19 protein-coding genes are annotated in these 16,327 nt (G+C 58.5%); 13 read left to right on the top strand and 6 right to left on the bottom strand.

Features of this window, described 5'->3' with window-relative positions; all coding sequences use genetic code 11:
* Positions 1-29 precede the first annotated feature (29 nt).
* Entirely contained in the window at positions 30-416 is a 387-nt protein-coding gene (locus K9B32_RS24525; RefSeq protein WP_224566971.1) for a hypothetical protein, read from the top strand.
* A gap of 4 nt (positions 417-420) precedes the next feature.
* Positions 421-1,239 (top strand): TrmH family RNA methyltransferase, encoded by an 819-nt coding sequence (locus K9B32_RS24520; protein WP_224566969.1) that lies wholly within the window; start codon positions 421-423, stop codon positions 1,237-1,239.
* Positions 1,240-1,241: 2 nt separating this feature from the next.
* Here K9B32_RS24520 and K9B32_RS24515 read toward each other — a convergent pair whose 3' ends face one another.
* Positions 1,242-2,402, bottom strand: coding sequence for a hypothetical protein (locus K9B32_RS24515; protein ID WP_224566967.1), 1,161 nt, complete (start codon positions 2,400-2,402; stop codon positions 1,242-1,244).
* Positions 2,403-2,522: 120 nt separating this feature from the next.
* The gene (locus K9B32_RS24510) at positions 2,523-3,122 is read right to left on the bottom strand and encodes a DUF1134 domain-containing protein (RefSeq protein WP_132593431.1); all 600 of its coding nucleotides are present in this window, start codon (positions 3,120-3,122) and stop codon (positions 2,523-2,525) included.
* 188 nt (positions 3,123-3,310) lie between these two features.
* Between K9B32_RS24510 and chpT the strand changes: the two genes are divergently transcribed.
* Both chpT and K9B32_RS24500 read left to right on the top strand, forming a co-directional pair.
* Positions 3,311-3,958: a histidine phosphotransferase ChpT gene (gene chpT / locus K9B32_RS24505; RefSeq protein ID WP_007790310.1), complete on the top strand. Its 648-nt coding sequence runs from the start codon at positions 3,311-3,313 to the stop codon at positions 3,956-3,958.
* Between the two features lie 111 nt (positions 3,959-4,069).
* A complete protein-coding gene (locus K9B32_RS24500; protein WP_007790307.1) occupies positions 4,070-4,432 on the top strand; it encodes a PleD family two-component system response regulator in 363 nt (120 codons plus the stop codon).
* A gap of 136 nt (positions 4,433-4,568) precedes the next feature.
* Here K9B32_RS24500 and ctrA read toward each other — a convergent pair whose 3' ends face one another.
* Positions 4,569-5,270 (bottom strand): response regulator transcription factor CtrA, encoded by a 702-nt coding sequence (gene ctrA / locus K9B32_RS24495; RefSeq protein ID WP_003542362.1) that lies wholly within the window; start codon positions 5,268-5,270, stop codon positions 4,569-4,571.
* A 440-nt stretch (positions 5,271-5,710) separates the two neighbouring features.
* Here ctrA and K9B32_RS24490 point away from each other — a divergent pair, with 440 nt between their 5' ends.
* On the top strand, positions 5,711-6,061 hold the full coding sequence (locus K9B32_RS24490) for a hypothetical protein (RefSeq protein WP_007790305.1): 351 nt from the start codon (positions 5,711-5,713) through the stop codon (positions 6,059-6,061).
* A gap of 106 nt (positions 6,062-6,167) precedes the next feature.
* Here K9B32_RS24490 and K9B32_RS24485 read toward each other — a convergent pair whose 3' ends face one another.
* Together K9B32_RS24485 and K9B32_RS24480 are read right to left on the bottom strand one after the other, a co-directional pair.
* Entirely contained in the window at positions 6,168-6,449 is a 282-nt protein-coding gene (locus tag K9B32_RS24485; protein WP_007790303.1) for a GNAT family N-acetyltransferase, read from the bottom strand.
* A gap of 288 nt (positions 6,450-6,737) precedes the next feature.
* Complete coding sequence (locus tag K9B32_RS24480; RefSeq protein ID WP_007533628.1) at positions 6,738-7,013, bottom strand: DUF1153 domain-containing protein; 276 nt, start codon at positions 7,011-7,013, stop codon at positions 6,738-6,740.
* 404 nt (positions 7,014-7,417) lie between these two features.
* Between K9B32_RS24480 and K9B32_RS24475 the strand changes: the two genes are divergently transcribed.
* On the top strand, positions 7,418-8,158 hold the full coding sequence (locus K9B32_RS24475) for a helix-turn-helix transcriptional regulator (RefSeq protein WP_224566965.1): 741 nt from the start codon (positions 7,418-7,420) through the stop codon (positions 8,156-8,158).
* Between the two features lie 58 nt (positions 8,159-8,216).
* Here K9B32_RS24475 and cysQ read toward each other — a convergent pair whose 3' ends face one another.
* The gene (gene cysQ / locus K9B32_RS24470) at positions 8,217-9,011 is read right to left on the bottom strand and encodes a 3'(2'),5'-bisphosphate nucleotidase CysQ (RefSeq protein ID WP_224566962.1); all 795 of its coding nucleotides are present in this window, start codon (positions 9,009-9,011) and stop codon (positions 8,217-8,219) included.
* Positions 9,012-9,458: 447 nt separating this feature from the next.
* Here cysQ and K9B32_RS24465 point away from each other — a divergent pair, with 447 nt between their 5' ends.
* From K9B32_RS24465 to K9B32_RS24435, 7 genes are all read left to right on the top strand, one after another.
* Complete coding sequence (locus K9B32_RS24465) at positions 9,459-10,361, top strand: branched-chain amino acid ABC transporter permease (RefSeq protein WP_007790298.1); 903 nt, start codon at positions 9,459-9,461, stop codon at positions 10,359-10,361.
* A 4-nt stretch (positions 10,362-10,365) separates the two neighbouring features.
* A complete protein-coding gene (gene livM, locus K9B32_RS24460; protein WP_224566960.1) occupies positions 10,366-11,760 on the top strand; it encodes a high-affinity branched-chain amino acid ABC transporter permease LivM in 1,395 nt (464 codons plus the stop codon).
* Complete coding sequence (locus tag K9B32_RS24455; protein ID WP_224566958.1) at positions 11,760-12,635, top strand: ABC transporter ATP-binding protein; 876 nt, start codon at positions 11,760-11,762, stop codon at positions 12,633-12,635. The genes livM and K9B32_RS24455 overlap by 1 nt, the downstream gene beginning before the upstream one ends.
* A complete protein-coding gene (locus K9B32_RS24450; protein WP_224566955.1) occupies positions 12,635-13,363 on the top strand; it encodes an ABC transporter ATP-binding protein in 729 nt (242 codons plus the stop codon). The genes K9B32_RS24455 and K9B32_RS24450 overlap by 1 nt, the downstream gene beginning before the upstream one ends.
* 24 nt (positions 13,364-13,387) lie before the next feature.
* On the top strand, positions 13,388-13,741 hold the full coding sequence (locus K9B32_RS24445) for a DUF6867 family protein (protein ID WP_224566953.1): 354 nt from the start codon (positions 13,388-13,390) through the stop codon (positions 13,739-13,741).
* Between the two features lie 119 nt (positions 13,742-13,860).
* Positions 13,861-14,985, top strand: coding sequence for a branched-chain amino acid ABC transporter substrate-binding protein (locus tag K9B32_RS24440; protein ID WP_224566951.1), 1,125 nt, complete (start codon positions 13,861-13,863; stop codon positions 14,983-14,985).
* A gap of 126 nt (positions 14,986-15,111) precedes the next feature.
* Positions 15,112-16,083: a 2-hydroxyacid dehydrogenase gene (locus tag K9B32_RS24435; RefSeq protein ID WP_224566949.1), complete on the top strand. Its 972-nt coding sequence runs from the start codon at positions 15,112-15,114 to the stop codon at positions 16,081-16,083.
* The last annotated feature ends 244 nt before the right edge of the window (positions 16,084-16,327 follow it).

The raw sequence follows: 16,327 nt of genomic DNA, 5'->3' as shown, positions 1-16,327 counted from the left end.
GAATTATTTTATAGAACGGAACGCCACATATGACGAATATCCAGCCAGAAGACGATCAGGACGAAAAGCCCCTCGATCCGGCGATGGAACGTGTCCGGCGCAAGATGATCCGCCTGCAGATCGTCTCAGGCATCATCATGTTCGTGAGCCTTATGGCCGTCTTCGGCGCCGTTGTCTACAAGACGATGCGGGCGCCCGCGAAGGAGGCGGCGGCCGTCACGTCGACGGGTGTGCCGTCCGATGCGCCGGTTTCTGTGACGGCAACGCTGCCGCCGGGCTTTGTCATCCAGTCGTCGTCGCTGTCGGGAGGCCAGATCATGTTTTTCGGGGCTAGCGCCGAGGGCGTCATGAAGTCGCTTGTCGTCGATATCCAGTCTGGGCGCATTGTTGCCGATGTGACGATCAACGGCGGCTAGGGCGATGTGGTCCCGCCTCATTGCCATCGAGAGCGCAGATGATCCTCGTATCGCGGACTTCCGCGATATCCGTGAGCGTGATCTGACCGGCCGGCAGAACCGCTTCATAGCCGAAGGCACGGTCGTCCTTCGCATGCTCGTGGAGGCGAGCCGCAGCGGCAGCTTTGCGACCGAAAAGGTGCTGCTGCTCAGGAATCGTGTCGATGGCGTCGCTCCGATCCTCGAAATGCTGCCGGGCGACGTGCCGGTCTATGTCGCGGAGGCGGAGGTGTTGGACCGGATCGTGGGATTTCATCTGCATCGTGGCGTGCTGGCGCTTGGTAGGCGCGAGGTGGCTGCGTTCGATCTTATCGACAGACTGCCGGAACGTTCGCTCGTCCTCGTCGGCTGCGGCATTTCCAACCATGACAATGCCGGGTCCATGTTCCGCAACGCGGCTGCCTTTAAGGCGGATGCCGTCTTTCTCGATGAGACATCGTGTGACCCGCTCTATCGCAAGGCGCTACGCGTCTCTGTCGGCTCCGTTCTTAGCGTCCCCTATGAACGGAAGGGCACGGCGCTCGACGTGTTGACACGGCTTTCGGCGAACGGCTTTTCAATCTGGACGCTTTCGCCCCGCGGCGAGACCGACATCCGGGCCATACCACCGACGGGGCGCATGGCCCTGGTTGTGGGCACGGAAGGCGAGGGGTTGCCTCCCGCGGTCCTGGAGGCCTTTCAGAGCGCGCGGATCCCACAATCGGAGGGATTGGACAGCCTGAATGTGGCGACGGCAACGGGCATTGCTCTCTTCGCCATGTCGTCGGCTGCGAACCTGATCTAATCTCAGCCCGGCTCGGACAGGATCGTCGCCGCGCGTTGCGCAAGGTTGATGCGCTCGCCATCCAGAGCGTCGGTGGCATCCGGCAGAAGGTCGCGGATCGGCGAAGAAGGACCCTCGTTGATGGCGGTCAGCGCAACCATGCTTGCAGCGATGCCGGCGATCTCTTCGCGTACCGCGCCGTCCTGGCTGACGTCGGATTTCGCTTTCAGAAGTTGTTCTGAGACGGCGGCGCTGCGCTTGCGCACTTCTTCGCTCAGGCGGGCTGCAATCGCTGCTGTGTCGAGTTGGGTTGCCATCGTTTCCTCGGTTGCCCGCTCCTCTGAAACCGCATCTTGGGCTACGGGCGCAAGGCCTGCATTGCGCAGTGCGCGGTTTGCCTTGCGCAGCTCGGCATTCGCTGCCTTGACCTGTTCCTTGAGCTTGGCGATTTCCTGCTGGCAGCGGCCGAGAAGCGTGTTTTTCTCGGCAGCCGAAGCCGCATCCCGCTGGGCCTGGTCTTCCAGGCGAATGACCGCATGTTCCTGCTGCGCCAGTTTCTGCTCGGCATCCTTGGCGCGCTTCTGCAGCAGGCTTACGTCCTGGCGAAGATTGTCGCGTTCTATGCGGGCTGCGTTTGCCTTGAATGTCACGCTCTCGATTTCGGTCTCACGCGCCGCCAAGTCGATTTTGAGACTATCGGCCTGCTCAGCAAGCTTGTTAAGGCGCGTGCGAAGGGTGTCGAGTTCGCCTTCCTTGGCGGCGCTTGCCTGCTCGGCGATGTGAAGGCTCGTTTTCAGCTGGCTGATATAGTTCTCGTCCTTGCGCAGGTGCGAGCGCTGTTCGGCGGCTTCGACACTCATATCGCTGATTTGGGCCTGCAGTCCGCCGATCTCGGCGGCAAACCGTCCGGCGTCGAGCGCCAGCGCGTCATGCTTCAACTGCAGCGCCAGCGACTTTTCGCGTTCGCGCACCAGGTGCTGTGTCGTCTTGGCGTTCTCGGCGGCGTAGAGGGCTCGGACCATGTCCTTTTGCGCGCGCACTTCCTGCGGGCTGAGCGGCATGGTCGCGCGCATCCGGTTTTCCGTGTACCAGACGATGCGACGGTGGACAGCAGGCGACACCAGGAAGACGAGGAACGCCGCTGTCAGGAAGCCCAATCCGAACAAGAGAGCATATTCGATCACGGCGTGGCCACGGCTTCCAGAAGTTGATTTGCGTCAGGACCAATGATTAAGCGGACCTGACGCGTAGAGCAAGTGGCGGAAAGGTAACGGCGAGCGAGAGTTCGCTGGCGCCGATGGGGATCAGAAGGGATTCCAGGTCGGGTTCGGCGTGACCTTGAGGTAGCCGACATTCAGTCCAAGGCGCGCGCCGACGCCGGTGCGGATCGGTACCACGAGCACGTTGTCGTTCTTGAGAAGCGTCATGCCGAAGCCGGCGATGACGAAGGCCTGACCGCTGACGCCGCCGAAGCGTGCGTAGATGGCCTCGGTCGAGGGTAGGTCGTACACGAGCATCATGACGCGCGTGCCTTGGCCACCATAATCAATGCCGAGCGACGGACCCTGCCAGTAGAGCGGATGTTCGCCGGCATTCTTTGTATTCAACTGACCTTCGCCATAGGTGAGGCCGGCGATGAACGCGCCGGAGCCTTCCTGGCCGAGAATATAACCGTTCGGAAGGCCGTATTTCTGAAAGGCCGCTTCGATCACCTTGGCAAGGCCGCCACTGGTCGAGCCGAAGAACGAGTGCCCGGCGTCGACGATTTCCTGCATCGAATACTGGCCGCCGTTGGATTGCTGCTGCGCCGCTGCCTGAGTTGGAACAAGGATGAGAGGCGAGAGGGTCAGCGCAACAAAGAGCCGGCAGATGGCGGAAAATCTTCCGAGGAAATGGGAGCGCATGGTGTCATCCGTTCATCATGGTCGGTACGATGAGCCGTTTCCGGCGTTTGATTCATTTTGCGCGTATGGTCTTAACAATCGGTTTACCAAATATGGTGTCATTATGGCGCCGAGTACGGCCGCAAACTTCGCGCAATTTTGATGCGCAAGATAGACGGCGGAATGACCCTGCCGCCCTGGAGACGATGATGTCGAAGAACCCGAACCTTACCCTGACCGGCCCCGACCTGGCCGCGCTTCTGTGCAGCCGCGTCTGCCATGACGTCATCTCGCCGGTCGGCGCAATCAACAATGGTCTCGAGCTTCTGGACGAGGGTGGCGCCGATGCCGATGCAATGGATCTTATCAGGACAAGCGCGCTCAACGCCTCGGTCCGTCTGAAGTTTGCCCGGCTTGCCTTTGGTGCTTCCGGATCGGTCGGGGCTTCGATCGATACGGGTGAAGCCGAACGTGCGGCGAAGGATTTCGCGGCCGCCGAGAAGAAGACCGAGGTCATCTGGAGCGGTCCGCGCGCGATTATCGCCAAGAATCGAGTGAAGTTGCTGCTCAATCTGTTTCTGGTGGCCTATTCGTCGATTCCACGTGGCGGCATCATTGAAGTCACGCTTGAGAACCCCGAGCTTGACGCAAAATTCAAGATCGTCGCGAAGGGCAAACTCATGCGCCTGCCGCCGAAATTCGTGGAGATTTCGACGGGGGAGATCGAAGAGGCCATCGATGCCCACTCGATCCAGCCTTACTATACGGTGCTGCTTGCCGCCGAATGCGGCATGGAGCTCGGCCACAATGCAACCACAGAAGAACTGACATTTACCGCTGACGTCGTCGCCGCCTGAGGCAAGCCTCGACGGCGATTCGCTCGCCGAGGTAATAAATCCTTAGCCTAATGTTTCTATCCTTGGCCGGTAAGACGCCAGCCGGGATAGAAGCTGGAGGAAGGAGCCGCCGTGCAGAGGTTTATGATCGCCGACTCGTCGGATGTCGTTCGGAAGGTGGGGAAGCGTATCCTTTCTGAGCTCGACTTCATGGTCAGTGAAGCCTCGAGTGCCGTCGAAGCTCTCGCCAATTGCCAGGTTCAACTTCCCGAATACCTCATCGTCGATTCCGGTATGGACAACGCGCTCGAGTTGATTTCGACCATTCGCGGCATGGAAGGCGGCAAGGAGGTCAAGATCTACTATTGCGTGGTTGAGGCCGACCTCAAGAAGCTGATGATGGGCAAGCGGGCAGGGGCTACCGACTTTCTGCTCAAGCCGTTCGACCGCAAGATTCTGACGGCCGTTTTTGGTAACCGCGCTATCGCCGCCTAGTCGCCAACATCTGCCAGCCGATCAAGGCCGCCCCTGGGCGGTTTTTCTACGTGTCGAAAAATAGACGCTATGTCGAAAACAGAAATCCCGCCACAAGGGACGGGATTTCTTTGATGTTGGCAAAGGGGATGAAACGTCAGGCGGTTTCGGCGTACTCGGCGCCATCGGGCTCGCGCAGAACGTAGCCGCGGCCCCAGACGGTTTCTATGTAGTTTGCGCCGCCGGCAGCATTTGCGAGCTTCTTGCGCAGCTTGCAGATGAAGACGTCGATGATCTTCAGTTCCGGCTCGTCCATACCGCCGTAGAGGTGGTTCAGGAACATTTCCTTGGTGAGCGTGGTACCTTTGCGAAGCGAAAGCAGCTCCAGCATCTGGTATTCCTTGCCCGTCAGGTGCACGCGCTGGCCACCGACTTCGACGGTCTTGGCGTCGAGGTTGACGATCAGTTCGCCGGTCATGATGACCGACTGGGCATGACCCTTGGAGCGACGGACAATCGCGTGGATGCGCGCGACCAGCTCGTCCTTATGGAACGGCTTGGTCATGTAGTCGTCGGCGCCGAAACCGAGACCGCGAACCTTGTCTTCAATACCGGCCATGCCGGACAGAATCAGGATCGGTGTCTTGACCTTGGACAGGCGGAGAGTGCGGAGCACTTCATATCCGGACATGTCGGGAAGGTTCAAATCGAGAAGGATGATGTCGTAATCATACAACTTCCCAAGATCGACGCCTTCTTCACCGAGATCGGTGGTGTAGACGTTAAAACTTTCCGATTTGAGCATCAATTCGATGCTCTGCGCTGTCGCGCTATCATCTTCGATGAGTAGTACCCGCATTCTTATCCCCTTTACCGCCGCCGAAAGGTGGTCTGGCCCCCTACGCGATACCGAATATGTCACTGCGTGATTTGGAAGCTGCCACGAAATGGTTAACAAATTCTGATTCACTCTGGCAAGAGGTAACGAATTTATTAAATATTTTGTCCATTCCGCTGTTTTCCAACGAGAATTCGCAAAGCCAGATTCTTAAGTTTTACATTAAGAACGGCCGGTAAGCGATTCATTCGACTCACCAATGAACCGGTATCGGAAATCGCGTAGTTGTGTTTACCGACCCTTAAATCATCGGCACTATCATTAACGATGCCCGTAAACGAAAGGTTACCAGCGGTAGGTTTTTGTTAATACCGAGGGAAATTTTTTTGGCAGGCAGCGTCAAAACGGCCCGCAGGGCGGTTTAAGTGGAGCAGGGGTCTCGCATCACTGGAGTAATGCGTATGAAGTCGCGTGAGAGCCTAGTTCGCCTGAAAGAGTTTCAGGTGAACGAAAAACGTCGCCAGCTGCAGCAATTGCAGATGATGATGTCCGAATTTGAGCGGATGACGAAAGATCTGGAGAGCCAGATCGTCGTCGAAGAAAAAAAGTCCGGCATTTCCGACCCGAATCACTTCGCCTATCCGACTTTCGCCAAGGCAGCTCGCCAACGCGCGGATAATCTTCAGGTCTCGATCAAGGAACTGAAGATGCAGGAAGAGTCGCTCGAACAGGCGCTCGAAGAGATGCAGGCGGAATACGCACGTGCAGCCGCGCTGGAAGAGCGCGACGGCGCAGTCCGGGCAAGAGCCTAAGGGCAGGAAACGGGCGCCGTTTGGCGCTTCGGCATCGCCTCGGAAAAAAGCCATGCATGATGGGCTGTCGCGTCCGTCATACATGGCTTTTGGCGTTGCGTGGCTGCTAGCCGTTGACGACGTCGCGCCACTCCTCGTGGCGTTGTGATTGCGCCTTAAAGAACGGGCATAGCGGGAAGATCTTCCATCCCCCCTTGCGTGCTTCCTCGACCGCATGCAGAGCAAGTGCCTGACCAACGCCTTTGCCGCGCAGCGCATCGGGAACGCCGGTGTGGTCGATAATGACGAGCTTCGGCGAGGTGCGGGAGTAGGTCATTTCGGCCTGGTGGCCTTCCACCTCTGCAACGTAGCGGCCGCCGGAGGGATTCTCTTCGTTCTTGATGTCCATTGCCATTCCTCATCAACATTTCGCTGTTGGTGGAAATTGGCATGTCATCTCGGCCGCGCCAAGCCGGCCGATGAGAACACAGTGTTCGATGAGACGAGGTGGGGAGGTTGCGTCACCGATCGAGTTCCTGCCGAGTGGTCAATGGGGCGGAACTCGTGGTGAAACTTGTCGCAGCTGGCGGAAGTAGGGCATCTACTGGCGGCGTCAACGACTTCGGGCCGTTTGTCTATCCCCCTCAGGAAATGCAAGCGGCCCGAAAAGAAGAATTCGTTGCCCAGGAAGGGCTTGTCAGTGGCGATACTGCTGGATGCGCGTGGTGCGCAAACCGGCAAGGCCGTGGCTGTTGATGGAAGACTGCCAGGACAGAAACTCTTCAACAGTCAGCGTGTAACGCTCGCAGGCTTCTTCCAAGCTCAACAGGCCACCACGAACTGCCGCTACAACCTCTGCTTTGCGGCGGATAACCCAGCGCCTTGTATTCGGCGGCGGCAAATCCGCAATCGTCAGCGGGCTGCCATCGGGGCCGATGACATATTTTACTCGGGGACGTATCATTTCGGTCATTGGACTCTCTACACAACTCAAGACCACGGCAGCCACTCTAGCTTGTCACATTTAAGAATTGCCTAAGCGCATCGTAACACTTTGATAAGAAATTTAGGCGTCGGCTTGCCAAGAAGCGATTTGCGCCCGCGCAGCCTTCCCCAACGTAAATCTGTGGTGAGCGCATAGGAGCCATGCGTAATGGTCGGTGGGCAATTGAGAATGGCCAATTTATAAGCGCCGCAACATAGTTGTGAGCGCAAGAATTCGTCTCCGTTCTTACTGTAGTGTCCGCAATGACTAAGGCTGTTTGCTTCGTATCCTTTTGATACGGAGTCTTTTGCTTTTCCCGGACGCCGCGCGGGCCCCTTTGGGGTCGGTAGATAAGGGAGCTGAGCCGGAGTTCGCCGCCGAGGGACAAGAAAATGAAGAGACAAGAACGCGCCGTCCGGGACGGCGCGGAGGATACTGTTTTTTTTCCGATCGCGTCCGGGCAGAAAATGTCCACAGAACGGTTCAACGATCGCGTCGCTGAAATGGCAAGGGAGGCGGGGTTCAACCACTACTTACTGGCTGAATTTCCACGTGGAGACCGCAGCAGCTTTGCCAGCAATCATCTTGTCAGCAACTGGCCACAAGAGCTCATCGATTTCTATGAGGAGGCTGACCTCTTCTATTGCTGCAAGCTTCTCGCCGCTCTCAAGAAGACGGCGATGCCGGTCTTCTGCGACAAGGCGCCGTTCGAGAGTGCGGCGGCAAATCAGGAAAACCAGCGGCTGACGACACTCTTCAGAGGCCATGGCCTGAAGAACACGTTTGCGTTCGCGCTGCATGATATGCACTTGCGGCAGTACATTTTCGCGTTCTCGGGTGATCGCGTGCGCCTCGCGCGTGCGGAAGCGATGGAGCAGGTTTTTCGAGGGATGGAATTCCTGGAGTTATACGGACAGCAGAAGCCTCCGGAGCAACCGACGGAAAGCCTAAGCAGCCGGGAAGTCGAATGCCTGCGCTGGTCGGCCGCGGGAAAGAGCAGCGAAGAGATCGCGATTATTCTTGATCTCTCCGCGCATACGGTCGTCGGATACTTGAAAAGCGCCATGCGAAAGCTCGATTCCGTCAATCGCATGCAGGCAATTGCCCGCGCATTCCGCTATCGACTGCTTTAGGCGTCCATCGATCTGACCCACAGCCGGAGGCCTGATTTTGCTTGGTTTTTCGACGGGGCTATGCCCGCTGCAACGCGGATCTGGCACTGCCCCAGGAAATGAAGTTCGGGTTGGCGAAGTCGCTGTCGTGCGCCTGTGAGATCTTCCCGTAGGTCAACGGCAGCCCGTCCAGCGTCAGGGTCGAGCCGCCCGCGGCGCGAAGCACGGCATCGCCGGCCGCCGTATCCCACTCCATCGTGCGCGTGAAGCGCGGATAGACGTCGGCCAGACCTTCGGCCAGCATGCAGAATTTCAGTGAAGAGCCGATGTTGGTGCATCGCGATATTGCGTTTGCCGCCAGAAAGACGTCCGTCTCGGGGCTGTTGTGCGATCTACTTGCCAACGCCGTCCGGTCGGTCGGTTGCAAGCGCACCTGGATGGCCGTCCGCTGACTCACTTGAAAATGGTCATCGACAAGGAGCTTTTCGGCCTTGTCGTTTTCGCCAGCAAAGGCGACGCCGAGGGCAGGAGCATAGACAATCCCGGCGAGAGGGCGTCGGTCGCTGATGTAGGCGATATTCACGGTGAATTCGGGCCGCTTGTCGATGAATTCCCGAGTGCCGTCCAGCGGGTCCACAAGAAAGAATGATCTGCCGATCACAGGTATGTTGCCAGCTGCCACCGATTCTTCTGCAATGATTGGCGTGTTGGGGAAGGCTGCTTCAAGATGTCCGATGATGATGCGCTCGGCCCGCTCGTCCGCGATGGTGACCGGGCTGTTGTCTGCCTTCCTAGCCGACGGGCATCCCTCCAGGTAAACCTGCATGATTGCCTTGCCCGCTTCCAGAGCGGCGCGCTCAAATGTTTCGAGCATTGCTCGCCTTCCAGATGTCACATGTCGCGCCCAGGTAAAGCGCCTTACCTTATATAGGCAATTCTTTCGGTCATGGGAATCGTATCGCGCGCAAGTCCGCTTTTCCTGTCCGAGTACGGGCACGCGTCACATGCAAAGCAATTGCTTCCGGGGCGGAAATCCCAACTGCGTGTACAGCCTACGGCGCCTGATCGCGGGGCGAGTTTTGGGGCATCTGTGTTGTTTACAGTCAAAAAGCGCTTTCTTGGGCTCCGTATGCTAAAAAAAGTGAATTCTTGACCGTAAAAAAGTCATTTTCACCAAAACCGCAAAGAACTTTGGGGCTTTGCGATTTTGCGCTTCCCTTTTGGTTTGAAAGCGGTATGAAATCCTTAATCAAGGGCTCGCTAAGGGCTCTAATAACAAGAGATGCTGGCTGAACCGGCTCGCATCCAGGGGAAATGACATATGGAATATTTTGTCCAGCAGCTCGTTAATGGGCTGACTCTTGGATCCATCTATGGCCTTGTGGCTATTGGCTATACGATGGTTTACGGCATTATCGGCATGATCAACTTCGCCCATGGCGATATCTTCATGCTTGGCGGTTTTGCCGGCCTCATTGTCTTTCTTGTCCTCACTTCCATGTTCGCAGGCCTTCCGGTTGCAGTTCTGCTCCTGGTTATGCTGCTCATTGCGATGCTGATGACGAGTTTGTGGAACTGGACGATCGAGCGCGTTGCCTATCGTCCACTGCGCGGATCCTTCCGCCTCGCGCCGCTGATCACCGCGATCGGCATGTCGATCACGCTGTCGAACTTCATTCAGGTCACGCAAGGTCCGCGCAACAAGCCGATCCCGCCGCTGGTCAGCAGCGTTTACAATATCGCCGGCATCTCCGTTTCGCTGAAGCAGATCGTCATCATCGTCATCACGGCGGTGCTGCTGACGCTGTTCTGGTATCTCGTCAATCATACGTCCCTCGGACGCGCTCAGCGTGCAACCGAACAGGATCGTAAGATGGCGGCGTTGCTGGGCGTCAATGTCGATCAGACGATTTCCGTTACCTTCATCATGGGTGCGGCGCTCGCTGCGGTCGCAGGCACGATGTATCTGATGTATTATGGTGTCGTGAACTTCAACGACGGCTTCGTACCCGGTGTGAAGGCGTTCACCGCGGCTGTTCTTGGCGGCATCGGCTCCTTGCCGGGCGCTGTTCTCGGCGGACTGATGATCGGTCTCATCGAGTCGCTGTGGTCGGCTTACTTCACCATCGCGTACAAGGATGTGGCGACATTCGCCATCCTCGCTTTCGTGCTGATCTTCAAGCCGACAGGTATCCTGGGCCGGCCGGAAGTCGAGAAGGTTTAACGTCATGGAAAATGCTGTACGTTCCGCTGACAAGTCCGCAAACGCTGGACTTGTTCAGAAGGGTATTAAAGAAGCTCTGTTCGCGGCTCTCATCTCGTTCGGCATGTTCGTGCTCTACGTCGGCCTGAAGACCGACCAGAACATCAGCAACGAACTGATCATCGTCCAGCGCTGGGGCCTCCTTGCCATCTTCGTGGCGATTGCTGCGGTCGGTCGCTTCCTGACGGTCGTCTTCCTGAGGCCGCATCTCGATGCGCGCAAGTTGGCGAAGGCGCGTAGCGGCGAGCTTGATATCTCGACCGAAAAGGGCTTTTTCCACACGCATTTCTTGAAGATAGCGTTCATCGCGCTGCTGCTCTATCCGGCGTTTATCTATGCCGTCGCCGGTCCACAGGGCTCGCTGAAGTGGGTGGATAACTTTGGTATCCAGATCCTGATCTATGTGATGCTGGCCTGGGGACTGAACATCGTCGTCGGTCTCGCTGGCCTGCTCGATCTCGGCTACGTCGCCTTCTATGCGATCGGGGCGTATTCTTACGCGCTTCTATCCAGCTATTTCGGCCTGTCGTTCTGGCTGCTGCTGCCTCTGTCCGGTATTCTGGCCGCGCTGTGGGGTGTCCTTCTGGGCTTCCCAGTTCTGCGACTGCGTGGTGACTATCTCGCGATCGTAACGCTGGCCTTCGGTGAAATCATTCGGCTGGTGATCATAAACTGGACGGATCTCACCAAGGGAACGTTCGGTATATCGGGCATTCCGAAGGCGACGCTTTTCGGCATTCCATTCGATGCGAGCGCGGGCGGCTTTGCGAAGCTCTTCCACCTGCCGATGTCATCGGCCTACTACAAGATCTTCCTTTTCTACCTGATCCTGGCCCTTTGCATGCTGACCGCCTATGTGACGATCCGCCTGCGCCGGATGCCGATCGGCCGTGCGTGGGAGGCCATGCGCGAAGACGAAATCGCCTGCCGCTCGCTCGGGATCAATACGGTGACGACGAAACTCACTGCCTTTGCGACGGGCGCCATGTTCGGTGGTTTCGCCGGCTCGTTCTTTGCTGCTCGTCAGGGCTTTGTTTCCCCGGAATCGTTCGTCTTCCTGGAATCGGCGGTTATTCTCGCCATCGTCGTCCTCGGCGGCATGGGCTCGCTGACGGGTATCGCGATTGCCGCAATCGTCATGGTCGGTGGCACGGAACTGCTGCGTGAGATGGCCTTCCTGAAGATGATTTTCGGACCGGACTTCACGCCTGAGCTCTACCGCATGCTGCTGTTCGGCCTGGCAATGGTCGTCGTGATGCTGATCAAGCCGCGCGGCTTCGTTGGGTCGCGTGAACCGACAGCCTTCCTCAAGGAGCGCAAGGCAGTTTCCGGCAGCTTTACCAAGGAGGGCCATGGTTGATGAGCCCTCAGGAAACAAACATGACCAGCGATACTTTGCTCAAGGTCGAGCACCTGTCGATGAAGTTCGGCGGCCTGATGGCAATCAACGACTTCTCGTTCGAAGCCAAGCGGGGCGACATTACCGCGCTGATCGGCCCCAACGGCGCCGGCAAGACCACCGTGTTCAACTGCATCACTGGCTTCTACAAGCCGACGATGGGGATGATCACGCTGAAGCAGAAGGACGGCAAGGAGTTCCTGCTGGAACGCCTTCCGGACTTCCGGATCACCAAGGAGGCAAGGGTCGCCCGCACGTTCCAGAACATCCGGTTGTTCTCCGGCCTGACGGTTCTCGAAAACCTGCTCGTCGCCCAGCACAACAAGCTGATGAAGGCGTCCGGGTTTACCGTGATGGGTCTGGTGGGCATCGGGCCGTATCGGGCTGAGGCGAAGAACGCCATCGAACTGGCGCGCCACTGGCTTGAGAAGGCCGATCTCATCGATCGCGCCGATGACCCGGCTGGCGATCTGCCCTACGGCGCTCAGCGCCGTCTCGAGATCGCGCGCGCCATGTGCACCGAACCGGAGCTTCTGTGCCTCGATGAGCCCGCCGCTGGCCTCAACCCCCGCGAGTCGGCTGCGCTGAACGCGCTGCTGCGCAGCATTCGTACCGACAGCGGCACGTCGATCCTGCTGATTGAGCACGACATGTCGGTGGTCATGGAAATTTCCGACCATGTCGTCGTGCTGGAATACGGTCAGAAGATTTCCGACGGCACACCTGATGAAGTGAAGCACGACCCGCGGGTTATCGCAGCCTATCTCGGTGTCGAGGACGAGGAAGTGGAAGAAGTGATTGCAGCCGTAGAGAACCTCGAAGGAGGCTCACACTGATGACTGGTCAGCCACTTCTGAAAGTTCAGGGCGTTGAAACCTATTACGGCAACATCCGGGCCTTGGCCGGAATCGATGTCGAGGTCCATCGCGGCGAGATCGTCAGCCTGATCGGCGCCAATGGCGCCGGGAAATCGACGCTGATGATGACGATCTGCGGAAGCCCGCAGGCGCGCAACGGCTCGGTGGTCTTCGATGGCCGCGACATCACGCGTCTACCGACACATGAGATCGCACGGCTGCGCATTGCGCAGTCGCCGGAAGGACGTCGTATTTTCCCGCGCATGACCGTCATGGAGAACCTCCAGATGGGTGCCGGCCTCGACAACCTGAAATACTTCAGCGAGGACGTCGAGAAGGTCTTTGCGATGTTTCCGCGCCTCAAAGAGCGCCAAGCCCAGCGCGGCGGCACTCTTTCGGGCGGCGAGCAGCAGATGCTCTCGATCGGCCGCGCGCTGATGGCGCGTCCGAAGCTGCTGCTTCTGGACGAGCCTTCGCTTGGTCTTGCACCGCTGATCGTCAAGGGCATTTTCGAGGCGATCAAGAAGTTGAACAAGGAAGAAGGGCTAACCGTCTTCCTCGTGGAGCAGAATGCCTTCGCAGCACTGCGCTTGTCGGACCGTGCCTATGTCATGGTCAACGGCAAGGTCACGATGAGCGGTTCCGGTGCGGAGCTGCTCGCGAATCCGGAAGTGCGTGCCGCCTATCTCGAAGGCGGACGGCATTGAGCACGACGAAGGGGAGACTTTGATATGCAGGGACTTTTCTTTGAAGGCGATACCGGCGTGCGCAGTGCCATTCGGCTTTTCGTCGTGCTGATTGGATTCTGGACCGCGTGGCGGGCCGGCAGAGCCGCGGCCGAGAGCTGGAGCAACTATCCGCTGGTGATCGTCTATACGGTTCTGCTCGCCGGCGCGATGCAATTCCTGCATCACGCGCTGTTTAATGGACCAGTTCTCAGTCTCTTTTACTATGTGATCGACCTGGTCCTGCTTCTGATCTTCTCAACGGCCGGCTATCGCTATCGCCGGACCAACCAGATGGTCAACAACTACTACTGGCTATACGAAAAGACGTCCCCCTTCTCCTGGAAGGCAAAACATTGACAGCCGGTTGAATCTAGGGACAGATTGCCCCTCGGAGTGGAACAAGTTTCCTGGCGCAGTAAGGTGGGTAATGCGCTGGGTAGTGGAACGGAACCCGCTAGAAAATTGGGAGTAACAAAATGAAAAAGTCTCTCCTGTCGGCTGTAGCTCTGACGGCGATGGTCGCCTTCAGCGGCAACGCATGGGCCGACATCATCGTTGGCGTTGCTGGTCCGCTGACCGGCCCGAACGCTGCGTTCGGCGCTCAGCTCCAGAAGGGCGCAGAGCAGGCGGCCGCTGACATCAACGCTGCTGGCGGCATCAATGGCGAGCAGATCAAGATCGTGCTCGGCGACGACGTCTCCGACCCGAAGCAGGGCATCTCGGTTGCGAACAAGTTCGCTGCTGACGGCGTCAAGTTCGTCATCGGCCACTTCAACTCCGGCGTTTCGATCCCGGCTTCCGAAGTCTACGCTGAAAACGGCATCCTCGAAATCACCCCGGCTGCTACGAACCCCAAGTTCACCGAGCGCGGTCTGTGGAACACGTTCCGTACTTGCGGCCGTGACGACCAGCAGGGCGCAATTGCCGGCAAGTATCTCGCCGACCACTTCAAGGACGCCAAGATCGCAGTCGTCCATGACAAGACGCCTTACGGCCAGGGTCTCGCTGACGAAACCAAGAAGTCTCTGAACGCTGCTGGTGTTACCGAAGCCGTCTATGAAGGCATTAACGTTGGTGACAAGGATTTCTCGGCCCTGATCGCCAAGATGAAGGAAGCCGGCGTTTCGATCATCTATTGGGGTGGTCTCCACACCGAAGCTGGTTTGATCATCCGCCAGGCAGCCGACCAGGGCCTCAAGGCCACCCTGGTGTCCGGTGACGGTATCGTTTCGAACGAACTGGCATCGATCGCTGGCGACGCCGTCGCCGGTACGCTGAACACCTTCGGTCCCGATCCGACGCTGAACCCGGCCAACAAGGACCTCGTTGCGAAGTTCAAGGCCGCTGGCTTCAACCCGGAAGCTTACACGCTCTACTCCTACGCCGCGCTGCAGTCGATCGCTGGCGGTGCCAAGGCTGCCGGTTCGACGGACGCAGAAGCCGTTGCCGCTGCAATGAAGGCAAAGGGCCCGTTCCCGACCGTTCTCGGCGAGATGTCCTTCGATGAAAAGGGCGACCCGAAGCTTCCCGGCTACATCATGTACGAGTGGAAGAAGGGTCCGGACGGCAAGTACAGCTACTTCCCGCAGGACGCCAAGTAAGGGGTCAGACCCACTTTGGTGCGTTTCAGGAAGCCCGGTCGCAAGACCGGGCTTCTTCCGTTTGGCCCCTCGGTCTTTTTGCGCTACTGGCTAGAAAGCCAATCACAGCATCCGGAACAAGTCACCATGTCCAAGCCACGCATTCTCGTCACGCGCCGCTGGCCCGCAGCGATCGAACGCATTCTCTCGGACCGTTTTGATACAACGCTGAATGTGGATGACGTCGCCATGAGCGGGGAGGCGTTGAGCGAGGCGCTGGCAGAGTACGATGCGGTTCTGCCTACTGTCTCTGACCGATTGCCGGCAGCTGTCTTCGACGGTGCGAGGCCACGCGCCCGCATACTCGGCAATTTCGGAGTCGGCTACAATCATATTGACACCAATGCAGCCAAGGATCGCGGGATCGTGGTGACAAACACTCCCGGCGTGCTGACGGACTGTACGGCTGACATCGCCATGCTGTTGCTGCTGACGGTCGCCCGGCGGGGTGGTGAGGGCGAGCGGCAGGTACGTTCCGGTGAGTGGGCCGGTTGGTGCCCGACACACATGATCGGAACGAAGGTCACCGGCAAAACGGTCGGCATTATCGGCTTCGGACGTATCGGCAAGGCGTTCGCACAGCGCTGTCGTTTCGGTTTTGGCATGGACGTGGTCTTCTACAACAGGTCGCCAGTCGATCCTGCTGAAGCGGCGCGCTACGGCGCGCGGCAATTGCAAACGGTCGAGGACGTATTGGCGCTATCCGATTTCGTTTCCGTGCATTGCCCTGGCGGTGCGGAGAACAGGCACCTGATGAATACTGCGCGGTTGGCCGCGATGAAGCCAGGCGCGTTCCTGATCAACACGGCTCGCGGCGACGTCGTCGACGAGACGGCGCTGATCGCGGCCTTGGAGGAGGGTGTCATCCGCGGCGCCGGGCTCGACGTCTATGCAGCCGAACCGCATGTAGCCGATGCACTGAAAGCCATGAACAATGTCGTGCTGCTGCCACATCTCGGCAGCGCGACGGAGGAAACGCGCACGGCTATGGGGATGAAGGTACTAGACAACGTCACGGCGTTTTTCGAGGGGCGACCGCCGCCAGATCGTGTTGCCTGAACCTTCAGTTCGACCTGCCGGATCCTTGCAACGAGCGGTGATCATACCGATATGCCCATTCGCGGAGTCCGATGCCCAGGACCTTCCACGGCAGGCAGACGAGGATGTCCATGCGGCGCGGCAATGAGTGACAATGTCGGACCGCGTGCGCGCCGTCATCGACGCACCGGCCGATCTCGGCGAGGTGCTCCCGCATGGCCTCGGTATCGCGTAGGTCAGGACGATGCCCGCGCCCTCCCTTCCG

It is taken from the genome of Rhizobium sp. 3T7 (assembly GCF_020166565.1).
Classification (GTDB): Bacteria; Pseudomonadota; Alphaproteobacteria; order Rhizobiales; family Rhizobiaceae; genus Rhizobium.
Note: the sequence above shows the minus strand (reverse complement) of the source record. Positions and strands in the feature narration are given on the sequence as shown.

Bases quoted from the DNA above. Each gene is read 5' to 3' on its own strand.
- K9B32_RS24525 (WP_224566971.1), top strand. From the start codon at position 30: ATGACGAATATCCAGCCAGAAGACGATCAGGACGAAAAGCCCCTCGAT.
- K9B32_RS24520 (WP_224566969.1), top strand. From the start codon at position 421: ATGTGGTCCCGCCTCATTGCCATCGAGAGCGCAGATGATCCTCGTATC.
- K9B32_RS24510 (WP_132593431.1), bottom strand. From the start codon at position 3,122: ATGCGCTCCCATTTCCTCGGAAGATTTTCCGCCATCTGCCGGCTCTTT.
- chpT (WP_007790310.1), top strand. From the start codon at position 3,311: ATGTCGAAGAACCCGAACCTTACCCTGACCGGCCCCGACCTGGCCGCG.
- ctrA (WP_003542362.1), bottom strand. From the start codon at position 5,270: ATGCGGGTACTACTCATCGAAGATGATAGCGCGACAGCGCAGAGCATC.
- K9B32_RS24490 (WP_007790305.1), top strand. From the start codon at position 5,711: ATGAAGTCGCGTGAGAGCCTAGTTCGCCTGAAAGAGTTTCAGGTGAAC.
- K9B32_RS24485 (WP_007790303.1), bottom strand. From the start codon at position 6,449: ATGGACATCAAGAACGAAGAGAATCCCTCCGGCGGCCGCTACGTTGCA.
- K9B32_RS24480 (WP_007533628.1), bottom strand. From the start codon at position 7,013: ATGACCGAAATGATACGTCCCCGAGTAAAATATGTCATCGGCCCCGAT.
- K9B32_RS24475 (WP_224566965.1), top strand. From the start codon at position 7,418: ATGAAGAGACAAGAACGCGCCGTCCGGGACGGCGCGGAGGATACTGTT.
- cysQ (WP_224566962.1), bottom strand. From the start codon at position 9,011: ATGCTCGAAACATTTGAGCGCGCCGCTCTGGAAGCGGGCAAGGCAATC.
- K9B32_RS24465 (WP_007790298.1), top strand. From the start codon at position 9,459: ATGGAATATTTTGTCCAGCAGCTCGTTAATGGGCTGACTCTTGGATCC.
- livM (WP_224566960.1), top strand. From the start codon at position 10,366: ATGGAAAATGCTGTACGTTCCGCTGACAAGTCCGCAAACGCTGGACTT.
- K9B32_RS24455 (WP_224566958.1), top strand. From the start codon at position 11,760: ATGAGCCCTCAGGAAACAAACATGACCAGCGATACTTTGCTCAAGGTC.
- K9B32_RS24450 (WP_224566955.1), top strand. From the start codon at position 12,635: ATGACTGGTCAGCCACTTCTGAAAGTTCAGGGCGTTGAAACCTATTAC.
- K9B32_RS24445 (WP_224566953.1), top strand. From the start codon at position 13,388: ATGCAGGGACTTTTCTTTGAAGGCGATACCGGCGTGCGCAGTGCCATT.
- K9B32_RS24440 (WP_224566951.1), top strand. From the start codon at position 13,861: ATGAAAAAGTCTCTCCTGTCGGCTGTAGCTCTGACGGCGATGGTCGCC.
- K9B32_RS24435 (WP_224566949.1), top strand. From the start codon at position 15,112: ATGTCCAAGCCACGCATTCTCGTCACGCGCCGCTGGCCCGCAGCGATC.